The organism is Reinekea sp. (genome assembly GCF_046710285.1).
Classification (GTDB): domain Bacteria; phylum Pseudomonadota; class Gammaproteobacteria; order Pseudomonadales; family Natronospirillaceae; genus Reinekea.
On record NZ_JBKEGY010000009.1, the window covers coordinates 1 to 13,475 of the forward strand.

Annotated in this window: 9 protein-coding genes and 1 other RNA gene; 2 read left to right on the forward strand and 8 right to left on the reverse strand. The window is 42.1% G+C overall.

Features of this window, described 5'->3' with window-relative positions:
• Nucleotides 1–4 precede the first annotated feature (4 nt).
• Nucleotides 5–386, forward strand: a transfer-messenger RNA (tmRNA) gene (gene ssrA, locus ACI882_RS08055).
• A 166-nt stretch (nt 387–552) separates the two neighbouring features.
• The gene (locus ACI882_RS08060; RefSeq protein WP_411745053.1) at nt 553–1,803 is read left to right on the forward strand and encodes an integrase domain-containing protein; all 1,251 of its coding nucleotides are present in this window, start codon (nt 553–555) and stop codon (nt 1,801–1,803) included.
• Here the strand turns inward: ACI882_RS08060 and ACI882_RS08065 are convergent.
• From ACI882_RS08065 to ACI882_RS08100, 8 genes are all read right to left on the reverse strand, one after another.
• The gene (locus tag ACI882_RS08065) at nt 1,800–2,900 is read right to left on the reverse strand and encodes a tyrosine-type recombinase/integrase (RefSeq protein ID WP_411745052.1); all 1,101 of its coding nucleotides are present in this window, start codon (nt 2,898–2,900) and stop codon (nt 1,800–1,802) included. The two genes, ACI882_RS08060 and ACI882_RS08065, sit on opposite strands and share 4 nt — an antisense overlap.
• Nucleotides 2,901–2,930: 30 nt before the next feature.
• A complete protein-coding gene (locus tag ACI882_RS08070) occupies nt 2,931–3,377 on the reverse strand; it encodes a helix-turn-helix domain-containing protein (RefSeq protein WP_411746261.1) in 447 nt (148 codons plus the stop codon).
• Complete coding sequence (locus ACI882_RS08075; protein ID WP_411746262.1) at nt 3,370–3,570, reverse strand: helix-turn-helix transcriptional regulator; 201 nt, start codon at nt 3,568–3,570, stop codon at nt 3,370–3,372. Before ACI882_RS08075 ends, ACI882_RS08070 begins: the two co-directional genes overlap by 8 nt.
• A gap of 217 nt (nt 3,571–3,787) precedes the next feature.
• The gene (locus tag ACI882_RS08080) at nt 3,788–4,567 is read right to left on the reverse strand and encodes a hypothetical protein (RefSeq protein ID WP_411746263.1); all 780 of its coding nucleotides are present in this window, start codon (nt 4,565–4,567) and stop codon (nt 3,788–3,790) included.
• A 6-nt stretch (nt 4,568–4,573) separates the two neighbouring features.
• Nucleotides 4,574–5,740 carry a hypothetical protein gene (locus ACI882_RS08085; RefSeq protein WP_411746264.1) on the reverse strand — a complete coding sequence of 389 codons (1,167 nt, stop codon included), beginning with the start codon at nt 5,738–5,740 and terminating at the stop codon, nt 4,574–4,576.
• 24 nt (nt 5,741–5,764) lie between these two features.
• A complete protein-coding gene (locus tag ACI882_RS08090) occupies nt 5,765–6,766 on the reverse strand; it encodes a restriction endonuclease (protein ID WP_411746265.1) in 1,002 nt (333 codons plus the stop codon).
• Nucleotides 6,767–6,783: 17 nt separating this feature from the next.
• Nucleotides 6,784–11,754, reverse strand: coding sequence for a DEAD/DEAH box helicase (locus ACI882_RS08095; RefSeq protein ID WP_411742856.1), 4,971 nt, complete (start codon nt 11,752–11,754; stop codon nt 6,784–6,786).
• A gap of 548 nt (nt 11,755–12,302) precedes the next feature.
• Nucleotides 12,303–13,313, reverse strand: a complete 1,011-nt coding sequence (locus tag ACI882_RS08100; protein ID WP_411742857.1) for a LacI family DNA-binding transcriptional regulator — start codon at nt 13,311–13,313, stop codon at nt 12,303–12,305.
• Nucleotides 13,314–13,475 lie beyond the last annotated feature (162 nt).

Genomic DNA, 13,475 nt, shown 5'->3' on the forward strand with positions numbered 1-13,475 from the left:
TAAAGGGGGCGACCTGGCTTCGACGTGGATTACTAAGCTCCAGGTGCATGTCGTGTTGGTAGCGAAACACGTAAATCGAAAGCTGCAAACTAATAGTTGCAAATGATGACAACTTCGAAGGTTACGCGCTAGCCGCATAATTCTTCAAAACTGGATCCTCGGATCCGGCGGTCACTGGTCTGTGCTTGAACGGGCCTACTGACTGTCAAATATTCAAGATAAGTGAAAAGGTTGCCAAGGCCGGATCACCGACAATTTAATCCCTGGCTCCCCGAGTCGCACCTGTCCTTCGGTAACGGCAAGGGTAAATTAAAGAAGTGACTAAACATGTAGGACCGCGAGTGGCGGATTTGCGGACGCGGGTTCGATTCCCGCCGCCTCCACCAATATGATGTTTTAGGTAATGCTCAAACATCCCTGAAAGCCCGATAAACCCTAGGTTGTTGGGCTTTTTTGTGCCTGTAAGGTTCTATGGGGTCTAATAGAATCCTATTGTTTTAGGGGTACGTTTAGGGGTACTGTATAGGAATCGTTAAAGCTGGTACCCCTAAAATGGCTAGAATCACTAAACCCCTTACAAATACTGAAGTTAAACAAGCTAAACCGAAAGACAAAGTTTATAAGTTGTCTGATGGGGGTGGTTTACAACTTCGAGTTAAACCTAACGGATCAAAACTCTGGTTTTTAGATTACTACCGTCCATTCACAAAGACGCGAACCACGCTTAGTTTTGGTAGTTACCCTAGCGTATCGATAGCTGAAGCTCGAAAACAAAGAGACGCCGCGAAAGCGCTACTCGCTCAAAATATTGACCCAAAAGAACACCGTGCCGAATTAGAGCTGAAAAACGCCACTGCGAATAGCAACACTCTTGAGCACATTGCCGCCCAATGGCTTGAAGTTAAGAAGAGCACAGTATCAGAAAGCCACTCGCAAGATACTTGGCGTTCACTAGAACTTCACATATTTCCAACACTGGGCAAATTACCTATACACAAAATTTCAGCGATAAAAACGATAGATACAATCAAACCTATTGCTATGCGTGGTAGTCTTGAAACGGTAAAACGGCTTTGTCAGCGTTTAAATGAAATTATGGTTTATTCAGTGAATACCGGCTTACTTCAAGCCAACCCTTTAACAGGTATAAATAAAGCTTTCCAAACGCCAGTTAAGAAGCACTTACCAACGTTAAAACCAGATCAACTACCCACACTCATGGCGGCTCTATCGGTTGCGAGTATCAAAATAACCACCCGTTGTTTGATTGAATGGCAATTGCATACAATGGTTCGGCCAAGTGAAGCCGCTGGCACACGATGGGATGAATTAGACTTAGACAATGGCCTATGGAACATACCGGCAGAGCGAATGAAGAAAAAGAAAGCCCATGCCGTGCCGTTATCGCCTCAAAGCCTCGCGTTACTTGAGTTAATGCGACCAATTAGCGGTAAATCACCTTTTGTGTTCCCTTCAGATCGAAACTTCCACAAACACATGAATGCCTCTACCGCCAACGTTGCTCTTAAGCGTATGGGGTTTGATGGGCAGTTAGTTGCACATGGTTTACGGTCGCTAGCGAGTACTACTCTAAACGAACAAGGCTTTGATGGTGATATTGTAGAAGCCGCGCTTGCTCACGTTGGTGATAATGAAGTACGAAATGCCTATAACCGTTCTGAATACATAAAGCGCCGTATTCCCATGATGTGCTGGTGGAGTGAATATATTGAAAAAGCCGCAGCCGGTAATATGAGTTTAGCCAGTAAAAAATCCCTTTCACTTGTGAAGGCCGCCAATTAAGCATGTTGAGTTGCCATTTCTTTTGCTAAAGCCTTAGCTAACTCAGTAACGGAAGGGTTGGCAGCGCTTGTCCTAGGCTCTTTGAATTGTTTAAACAGTTCGGCCTGTCTACTTACTTGAACATCACCATAGCTATAGAACGTTGTTAGCACGCCCTCATGGCCTAAATTTTGGCTCCATGCTTTGAACTCTTCGGGCGATTGACACAAGGCCTCACCTAATGCGGCTAAGGTATTGCGAAAGCTATGGGGGTTGAACGTGGGTAGATCGGCGGCAGTAAATGCTGCTTTGAATATCTTACGAATGGTTGCCGCGCTACTCCAATGATCTTTAGATAACCCCGTTGCTTCAAAGTTTGAAGCTTTGCTAAGTCCTATTTCGGTTTTTGGGAACAGCGGGTCTTCATTGCCAAACAAAAGATCATTTTTTAAGTAGGTTATCCAGTTATCAACAATAGCTCGAACCTCATCGCCAACAGGGAAAAAGTAGGTGTGAAAGGTTTTACTGAACTTGGTATTAACTTCCCGTGCATCTTGATAGAGCATATCGGTACTTAAATCGACGTGTTTTAGTTTTAGTGAAGCAATGGCACTATCCCGCGCACCAGTAAGCAAAGTAAACGCGATTATGGCTTTATCACGTTTTTGAATTGGAGTCTCAAACGGCATTAGGTTTAGGGTATGTTTTATTTGTTCAATGGTCGCCACCGGCTTTTGACGCTTTGCTTTAGCGGTGCGGGTTTCTTTTTCGGAAATATTAAAGTATTCGGCATCTGAGTACTTTATTCGCGATTTATAGCCGACCTCTTGCGATAGCCATTGAAAGAATGCTTTTAAATGGCGAGTGGTTCCATGCAAGGTTGCAAGGCTAAGTGGTTGCCCCGTGTTAAGGTTTTTCTGTTTAGCAAGATATGCTTTAAAGTTAATCGCTTGTTGAAAATGAAAGGCTTTGAAATCCTTAAATTGATTGTATTCTTCAAAACGAATAATGGCCTTAGCCACGGTGTCGATAGAGGCTTCATTTTGCCCCTTCGCCTGCTTCAAAAAAGTTAAGTATTTTCGTTTAATTCGTTCGTTGTTTGCGTTGTACTTTTTCATAGGAATAACTCACTTATCAATGTCACTGTTTTAGAGAGGGTTGTTACTATCGTTTATGTTGTTTGCTGCTATCGGGATTTTTAAGTCAAAAATATTGGAATAGTCTTTTAAACTCTTCACCCCAATAAACTTATTCACAACACAATCACAGTGACTGCAGAAGCCGGTTAATAGGCCTTTGGTGGTTGTCATAGGCGAATATTCAACGAAGTTGTCGAGGGGCATTTTGGGTGCTTTACAGCGCATACAATACAATTGATTCGGCTTGCATTTTTGCTTGTTTTGTCCCCGTTTATTTTGTAAATAGGCCTTAGCTTCTGCACCCAGAATAAGAAACGGGCGCATATCTTTGAGGCATGGCAAACCGTTTTTCACCCAACTGGCAACGGTGTTTTTATGGATACCATAAACCGTTGCTAGTTCCTCAAAGGTATAGCTACGGTTTATTTTCACCAAATTAGGATTGTAATTACTCATGGTCGTTTAACCGGCTTAATTCAATGCGTTCTACAATCCAGTCATCTACGTCATGCTCGACCCACCCTACAGCGCGCCCACCAAGCGAAATAGGTTTAGGAAACTCATTGTTTGCCATGCGCAAATAAATGCTGCTGCGTGAAAGGCCAGTACGTGTTTTTACTTCGGGAAGTCTTAAAATAGTGTGTGTCATTGTGAAACCTCATGGTCGTTCTTAGGAATGAGGTTGAATCGTGACTGTGCGATTTGGGCGAAAATAGGGTCTGGCTTTCAGTTACTTAGTGCCGAACTATGCAGGCAGAAGGCGTTTTTTGTATAAAAAACTTGGTAGTGATAGGCGAGGATTGGCCGAAATATTCAACGAAATCAAAGGGTTAGTTGTGCGCAAAATTTCCGCCCAATTATTTGGATTATTTCATGTTCTTTCGTATTGTTTCGGGTGACTTTCCCTGTGCTATGTCCTGTTTTGATATTTGATTTGCAATCCAAGAGTCGGGCTTAGTTGGGTCGGATTTAGAAAGCTTGAGATAGGCATCTTGCCAATCTTTATACATGGCTTGGGTTTTTTGCTTGCGTTCAAGTTGGCGGTCCACGTTAGGGTCGTATTTTTTGCCCTTATGAGGATCGGCATTGGCCAACTGCTTTAAGGAGTTCAGGTCAATCGTAAGACTGCCGTTTTCAAAGTAAATTAGCTCAATTAAGGCTTGGTGATTGTGATTTATGACAAGTTCGAGTGGGTGAGTGTTTAGGCTCGCAATACGCCGCCCTTTAATGCCCCTTACAAAGCCTAGAGAATAAAAGCTGCTGACACTGTTGAATTCGGGTTTAGTCTCTAGCCTCAGCAGCTTGATTAAGGCCTTTGCAAATAGTTTTGCACTGGTTTGCCACTGGGCAAGCCGCTCTAAAGGTATGTTTATTCGCCCCATTTGGCTTTGCTTTTCTGGGTCATCGCAAACAATAAAAGCTCTATCGTGTGATTCTGAGTAATCTATAGGCATATAACAGTGGTTTTCACAGCCAAAACATTGAAGCGATTGGGCAACTATAGTTTTTGTGAGTAACTTGCTGTTTACTAGGGTTTCTAGAGCACTTTCTTGCCATTCTTGCACTTCATCATAACCAATGTAAACGGGCTTCTGTGAGTCGTTTAAACAAGTTATCAAGGTGCTAAGAATGATATGAATATCCATAGTGGCTTATTTTTCCAATGCTTTTGGTTCTAAGCCCGATTGGGCAAGCATTTGGCGAATTTTTAAATCGTTTCCGTCGTGGTTCAAAGCGCATGAATTGGGGTAGGTGATATTAACGCTCTTTGTCTTAGCTTTTGCGTTGCCAATGGGCTCAAATATGACCTTGATGGTAACTTGGGTAACAAAATAAGGAGGTAACTTCAATTCGGCCAACAGGTCATAAACCGCATTTTCGTTCTTATAGGCATCGGCCTCAACTATGATGCGCTTTTTGTTGTCATTCTTCAGTGTCACTCTAAGCCGTGCCACCAATACCCGTGCAATACCTGAAGTTGGTTCAATCTGAAATTTGAAGTCTTGTTCAACCACCGGCGCAAGCTCATATACGCGCTTATCGATTTTGCCTTTGCTCAATGTGCCTAAGTTAAGAATATGCTTCGCAAACATGGCCTGAAGGTCTTCAATAGCTTTAGTGTTTCGCGGTGCGTAAATATCGAGTGAGCCTTCACTTTCACTGTATACAAATATAATTTCAAAAGCGGGGTGGTGAGCCTGATTTTTAAGTGAACCACCTACCCATTCAATGGCTGATTGTGCGAAGTCTTCAGGGTAGGCAAAGAAATACTCTTTATCATTGCGGCGATAAGGTTCAACAATACAGTTTTTACCTCGACCTTCTTTAGTATGAAAATATTCACTAATGGACTCAGCTAAAGCCTCTATGTTTTCGGTTTCAACCAGTGGCGAAACATGAGGTAAATCATGGCGTTTCTTCCAATATGACGCACTCACGTTGTCAGCATGTAAAAAACGTGAAGCTCCCCGCCAATATTGTGGTTTGTGCAAAAATGCCCAAATGGCTTTGGCATGAAAACCATCAATATCAGCAATGCTTTCAATAAATGGCTTGTCATTGAAGAAGGCGGCTTCGTCTACTAAGGCCGCAATACCTCCTTCGCATGCAAGAGCGCTTATATCTTGAAATTCAGCCTCAATGCTCGCTACTTCGCTATCGGGTAGAGTGTTAAGAGCTAATTGAATAGGTTCAACGTCCGTTTCCTTGAAATCAGCCAAGTTAAGGTCTGCTAAAACGTTTTTAGCGGCAAAATACTGGCTAAGATAAGTATTTGGTGTTTTTCTGAAAAACTGCTTATTTGAGTATTGTGCCGCCATGCTTTAAGTTCCTTTTAAAAATATCTACGATAAATCAGCCACATAAATCTGTTTTAAAGGTAATAGCACCCTGTATTTGGGTGACAGTTTGGCGTAGTTTTCCAATATCAGATCAACCAGTTCATCGCCATCAATTAATCGTAATTTAGCTTTATTTCTCTCTAGTAATCGAGCGGGCCTGGAATAAGAGCCTAAGTTTACAAAAAGCCCGTATTCCCCCTCCCCAAGTGCCCCTAATAGCTGATTTACCTCAGGCTCGCCATTGGAGTTTATAGATTTTTTACACTGTACTTTAATAATTGGTGGCTCAAAGCCTAGTTCATCTTTATGGGCGATTACATCAACCCCTCCGTCTCCTGATTTTGACGACACTCGCGCCTTATAGCCCATACACTCCAACATATGTGCAACAAAATGTTCAAACTCGTAACCGTCCAAATTGTTAGTTAGCTGTTTTATTATGAAGTCTTCAGTAGTTTGCTGTGCTTGATTGGATATACTTTCGGTCACACTATCATCGTCGATAACTTCAATTTCACTATCGGCGGTTTTTTCGCTTTCGATAGTGAGCCCGACTTTACTTAAAAACTCATTGGCATGACTTTTAACCGAAAAAAGTGTTAAGGCAGAGCCAATTTCATATAAGGCAGATTGGCTGAACTCATTTCTAGAAAAGCTGCCAATCCATTCAACCGCTCTTTGGTTGGGGTAGTCGTATTCATTGTCTTCAACATAGATATACTCGCCAACTATGCGGCCAATGTTCACATCTCTATCTTTTGATGGGTAAACAACGATATCGCCTTCTCTCATTTCATTGACGAATCGAAATAGGACACCTGCATTTTGAGGGATAGCGCCTTTTTTGATGTTAGGGTAAGTAAGACTTAGAGCGTCTTTAAGTTCATCCCGCGAGTTCGCATATTGATCTAAATTACCTAACTGATGCCAGCCAATTGCAATGTATTTGTTGTCGATGGGTGAAGCACCTACCTTTTCACCCATATGTATGCCCCATATGTTCATGCTACTTCCTTCTTTTATTAATCAATATCCAACTTAGGTAGGTCTTTCACTATTTTCATCGTTTCTAAACTAACGGTGATTACTCGTTGTAAAAGCTCCAAAGGATATTTCGGGTTGTTCATGGTTTCAATTGCCCAGTCGTTAGCGTCGTTCACAATACCGCTCTTTTTATCCGTGGTAACAGCTTGGCGCTCTATAACCCATTCAATAGCGGGTTTGCCATTTACAACGTATTCGTAGGCTTCTATAGGAATATCTCGCACTGTGATGAATTCGTTATAGATTACGGTGCTAAGGTCATTAACGCTTTTGCCTTCATCGTTTTTAACCTTAGGGTGCTTCATCTTTTTAACGTAATACTCTTGCGCACTGAGTTCTGATATAGCGCGCTTGCCACAATCTAAAGTTACAGGATGCTTTTGAACAGTTTCATAGTTTAAGTGAAGCTCGGCAAGGTCCCGTCCGGCCTGAGAATAGCCCCAAAAGCCATTCGCTGTTTTAACACAGGGGATTCGTGGTAGTTCTTTATTTAGGTTATCTGCGTAGCAATCTCGGTATTCAAGAGAGTGCAACAAGCCATACACATAGTAGAAAATATCTTCTTTGCTGATGCTTTCATTTGGATAGGCTTTTTCGAAATGGGTTAAGCCTTCATTACTTATGCCGTCTTTTTTCACGTAGCCATTGTCGTCAGTAGCTTGGGGCTCACTGGTGAATAGTTCACCACTTTCACCAAAATCGATTTTATCATCTTCTATTTTTTCGTAGAGGTAGAGAGGGAAGTGTTGAACTGCTGCGGGACCTTGTTGAAGACTACAAATAGTGTCACTTGCCCAAGTTGAGAATGGCACTGATGCGCCAACCCCTGTAATCCAGATGACGGTATTTTGGTATTCCGCTGGGAAAATCTTGGGCATCTGGTAGAGTCGTAAATTTACGTCATTATCGGAGTAAAAATATTGCTTGGTAAAAGGTCTGTAAATTGAAGGTATAACTTTTTTCTTATCAAATTGTATGCGCTTTCCTTTTTCGCATTTGACTAATAACTCACCATCCCATGAAATTTTAGCTGGATCATGGCTAAAAAAATCTTTTCCTTTCAAATTGTTATTTTTATTTACAAACCGTTCTAGTTCTTCATTATAGAATTTCACCATACCACTAGCGTTGGTGGTTAGCTTTTCAGCTGAGAAGTTAAACAGCCAAGCATCTTTTGATGTCATGACACCTCTCGAATAATTTGAAAATATAGAAATTTTATTTTCGCCCTTTTTATCCCCTATTTTTACGAATTTGTTAAATGTAGAGTCTCGCTGATTAATCCAGTCATGGTGAACGTCTGGTTTGATGATTCGCCAAACACCAGCTTTAGTCATTTCCGTTGTGTTCTTAAAGTCAGCGACTATCTCGAGTTTTTGGTTTTGTGTTAGATAGTTGCCAATATCATGAAAATAGATTTTTCCAAACGCTTCGGCATTGGGGTTTTTAACAAGCATTGTTATGGCTATCGGAGCACGGCTTCCACTACCAAATATTTTTCCTCCTTCTTTTCGGCTCAACTCGCCAGAAGTTCGTTGATTGCCACGTAAATGAAAAACATATATTGAGCTGAACTCTTCACTCAAGCACTTTCGTAAACCATCAGATGCATTTGCTTCTAAAAAACCTGCATTAGTCACAAAACCTATAACCCCGCAAGTACCTATGCGATCACTTGCCCAACGAATTGCTCGAATATAAGAGTCGTAAAGGCTGTTTTTTAAGGTTGCTTTCGAATGCGCCGCATAGGTGTCTCGAATACGTCCATCTAAGGTTTTGTAGTTAATATTAGCATTATTATCGTTAGCGTTGGTTTGCCCTGATGAATACGGGGGATTGCCCATAATAACGCGTATATCTAAATTCTTTTGGCGATTTCGACGATCACTATTATCAGCCAATAACTCACTTACAAGATCTTCCTTTTCATAAAGCTGAAAGGTATCAGTTAAACAAATGCCTTCAAAGGGTTCATAGGCGTGTTCCCTTACTTTATCGCCGTCATGTAAAATAGCGTGGTAGACCGCTTCAATGTTTATCGCTGCAATGTAGTAAGCCAGCAATACAATTTCATTGCAGTGAATTTCATTTTTATATTTGTGAGCAAGCTGCTCTTTTTTGATTAGGCCGCTTTGCAGTAATCGAGTAATAAAGGTGCCTGTGCCGGTGAATGGGTCAATAATGTGCACACCTTCACTGCCCAATGTTTGACCAAACTCTTGTTGAAGTAAGCCATTAACACTGTGAATGATAAAGTCCACCACTTCCACTGGGGTGTAAACAATGCCTAGGCGTTCCGTCATACGAGGGAAAGCGTTGCGAAAGAATTTATCGTATAGCTCAACAACAATTTTCTGTTTGCCTTCAGCATTGTTAATTCCTTCTGCGCGCATTTTTACGCTGGCATAGAACTTTTCTAAGGTGTCAGCTTCTTTATCGAGTTGATGTTCTTCTAGTACGTCGAGAACGTGTTGCATTGCTTTTGAAACGGGGTTGTTACTCGCAAAGCTATAGCCTTCAAACAAAGCATCAAATACCGGCTTGGTTATAAGGTGTTGCGCGAGCATTTCGATTACTTCTTCATCGGTAATGCTGTCGTTTAGGTCGTCGCGCAATTCATCGGCAAAGCTCTTAAAGGCTTTTTGGCTTTCGGGGTGTGAATCGTCGTTAACAATATTGGTTATACGGTCAATATGGGTATTGGCTATTTTGGCGATATCATTCGCCCACGTTTCCCAGTGGTTACGGTTGCCGCACTTTTTAACCACTTTTGCATATAAGGCGCGTTCTAACTCCCCAACTTCAAATTGAAGCTGCGCTTGTTCAGGTGCTTTATAATCTGGGTGGTTTTCACCTATGCCAAATTGGCCTTTAGCGTCGCTGCCTTTCTTCTTGTTTTTGCTTGTATTATCACTGCGTTTTTGAACATCATCGGTAATGGCGATAACTTCCATTTTTTTGTTGTCTTTACCAATGAGGTCTAGCTTATTGATCATCGCATCAAAGCGGTCATCGTGTGATCTAAGTGCTTGTAGCACTTCCCATACAACCTTATAAGTTTTGTTGTCGTTTAAGGCTTCATGTGGCTCCATGCCGGTGGGTATAACAACCGGTAATATTACATAGCCAAGCTTTTTATTCGGTGCGTTACGCATAACGCGGCCAACGGATTGAACAACGTCAACCTGAGAGTTACGAGGGGTTAGGAATAAAACCGAATCTAAAGCGGGTACGTCTACACCTTCAGATAAGCAACGAACATTACTTAGGATTCGGCAGGTATTTTCGGGAGTATCGGCTTTTAGCCAATTAATCTGCTGCTCTTTGGCTGTTGCATTCATGCTGCCGTCGATATGAGACGCTTCACAGAAAAGCGTTCCGTGTTCACGGCCATGTTCGAGTTCAGCTTCTTGGTAAGCTTCAACAACCTCTTGAAACATGTTCGAGATTTGTTTTGAGCTTACTTTATGAGTTTTGGCTGCTTTGCTGGCGTTAGGTTCAATCACTTGGCAGAAGGCGACTGCGCGCTTCATAGGGTTGGTATCGTCACCTAAATCGGCTTCCATGCCTTGCTTATTTAACGCTTTCCAACAACCAATAATTTTGGCGGCATCATCAACTTTTAAACTGTTATTTTCGTCTGATAATAGACCTTGAAGGCGTTTGTTAATGTGGGATTCTTCAACGGTTAATACAATGACTTTATAGTCACACAATAACCCACGGCTAACGGCCTCAGAAAAGTTAATGGTGTGTAATACTTTCCCGTAATGTTTTTCGTTGTCCATAGAGAACAGGGCAACTTCGCCTTGTTCTTCTTTAATTTTGGCGCTGTCACCAAAAATACGAGGGGTCGCTGTCATGTATAGGCGTTTAGCAGCTTTGATAAAATCACCATCATGGACTTTTACGAAATTACTCTCATCTTCGCCAGTAAATTTAGAGCCGGTGGTACGGTGGGCTTCATCGCAAATGATTAGGTCGAAATCTGCTAAGTTAAATTGGTGCTGTGCTTTGCTGATTACATCTATTGAATGGTAAGTAGAGTAAACAACGCTCATGTGGGCATTGTCGTGCCGTTTGTCTATTTCTTGTGCAAGCTTATCGGCCTGTGTTGTGGCGGGGTATCTCAATTCATGTGCAAAGGTTTGAACTGCATCGTCATCTTTTTTACGTTTCTTGCCCACATCACTATCGGAGCAAACGGCAAAGTTATGCAACGGCGTTACGCTTTGTTGAGTCCATTCAGTTAAGGTTTGAGAGAGCAGGGAAAGGCTAGGAACCAAAAACAAGACGCGCTTACCTTTACCGGCTAACTGTTCGGCAATTTTTAAACTGGTGAATGTTTTACCTGTACCACATGCCATAATAAGCTTGCCGCGATCTTCGGTTTTAAGGCCAGCTATAACCGCATTGATTGCAGTCTCTTGATGTGGCCGTGGGCCAAACTTAGGTTTCAACACTGGCGCTTGATCGGGTTTGTATTGCGACCAATCTATTTGGCTGGTTTCTAAATCATGTAAATCTATTTTGGTAACGGGTGGTTGTTGGTTGAACATTGAAGCTTCTGCGTTGTCACTCCAATTGTTTGTGGTCGTAACAATCACACGATGTGAAAAAGGCTTTTGCCCTGAGGCTGTGAAAAAGCTGTCTATATCGCGTTTCTGTAAACGGTAGTCTTCGGCATAGCATTTACATTGAATCGCATGATATTCACCAGAGCCTCGGGTCAGGGCTACAAGATCAATACCGGTATCTTTTGCGCTAATGTTGAATTCAGGGTGAGCCTTTGCCCAATCACCAAATAACCAGACATCACTATATAAATCGGCATAGGTTGCTTCGTGGCGAAAATAGGTACGAATTAACTCTTCAAAATAGGTGCCTTTCTCGCGCTCAGTCTGTGAGTTGGTGCGGTATGCGTCGAGAATTTGTTGTAGGGCTGTCATAGTAAAGAACTTCCTAAATGATGACTTAAGTAATAGAGATAGATTAACTTAAATTTGGTGGATGTTATAGGTAGAAGGTGGTCTTATTGGTAAGCGATAGGATTGACCGAATTGTTTGGTTTTAAGGGGTGACTTTTAGTTTTAGTGGTACCGTTAGTGGTACTGGTCTGTTTTTATATTTAATAAGTTGTTATAAAACAATAGTTTATATCGTTAATTCAGTTCCCGCCGCCCCACCAATATGATGTTTTAGGAAGTTCTAGAATGTCCCTAAAAGCCCGAATTCATTAAGAGTTTGGGCTTTTTTGTGTCTGTAAGGTATCGTAACTAATACAGCTAATGAGTGAGCGTAAAGATGTGTTTATTTGATCGCTTACAATAAACGCCATCATTTTACTGCGATTCGGTTCTACTCTAACTAAGCATTGTTCGACCTTGTGCAAAGCATCATGGTTTTGTGCGACTTGAGTAGGCTGGTAGCTTCTACGCCGTTGGGTTTACAGTCTAAAGTAACTCTGAAGATCGACTTTAGTTTGCCATGTTGTGCGTTACCGAAGGTGATGCAGCAGTTTGCGACGAATAACTATTTTTTGTGGTTGATAGCTATTTTCAATCGCTTGTTGAACTAGCATCCAAGAAGACTCGGCAATTTGTTCATATTGTTGAGGTAATGATACAACCGGGATTGGTAAGAAGTCGAGTAAACGGCTGTTACCAAAGGTCGCTAATTGGATGGGCGTTGGTTGTATGCTAAAAACTTCACGAAAATCTCGCTGCAAGGTTTCAATAACACCTTCAAGCAAGCTGTAGGAGGTGCAAATAAGGGCGGGTGGTAATCCGTTATGTGCCTTTAATGCTTGAGCAAACGCGGCCGCACCACTGGCGGCATCAAAATGTTCGCCATAAAAGCAACGGCCTTTTATTTCTGGTGTATTTTTTAGTGCGTCGTAGAAGCCAGCTTGTCGCAATTGGCTAATTTCTAGGTCTTTCATAGCGCCAATAAGGCAAACACTCGTCGTGTCTTTTAACGCTAAGGCTTGTGTTAAAGCTCGTGCGCCTTGGCGGTCATCGCTGATTACGTTTGAGAATTCCTCTGTCATGGCTCGGTCAAGAGAGATGATCGGCGTGCCAGCGGCTAAAAACCGTCGATAAGGGGTGAAATCGTTCAAGCAAGTTGATACTAAAAGTGCATCAACGCCACGAGATATCAACATTTGCGCCGCTTGCTTTTCGTTTTCAGGATTGTCATCGGAAGAAGCAATGATGAGCTGAAAACCATTATGACGTGCTAATTTCTCGAGCCGTGCGGCTATTCGTAAATAACTGCGGTTTTCGAAATCTGGCACGATGAAGCCAACAGAATGGCTCTTTCCGCGTCTTAGTGCGGCTGCAGAATGGTTGGGTTGGTAATTGTTTTGCTCAGCTACAGCCAATACCTTAGCTTGAGTCGCTTTACTAATGCGATATTTGTCGGCTTTTCCGTTCAGTACACTGCTGACCGTGGTTTTAGAAACGCCAGCGAGCTTGGCGATATCTTCTAGATTCAATGGGTTGGCCATTACTGATAGGTTCTCAAATGTCATACAGGAAGAGCAGTAATAGTACTGAATCCATTCAGCAAGACAAACCTTATTTTCTTATCTACTGACCATGTACAGACTTAAAATGAGGATGAAAGTTGATATGTATCAGTGCTTTTAGGTACTTCATACGTTTTGTTA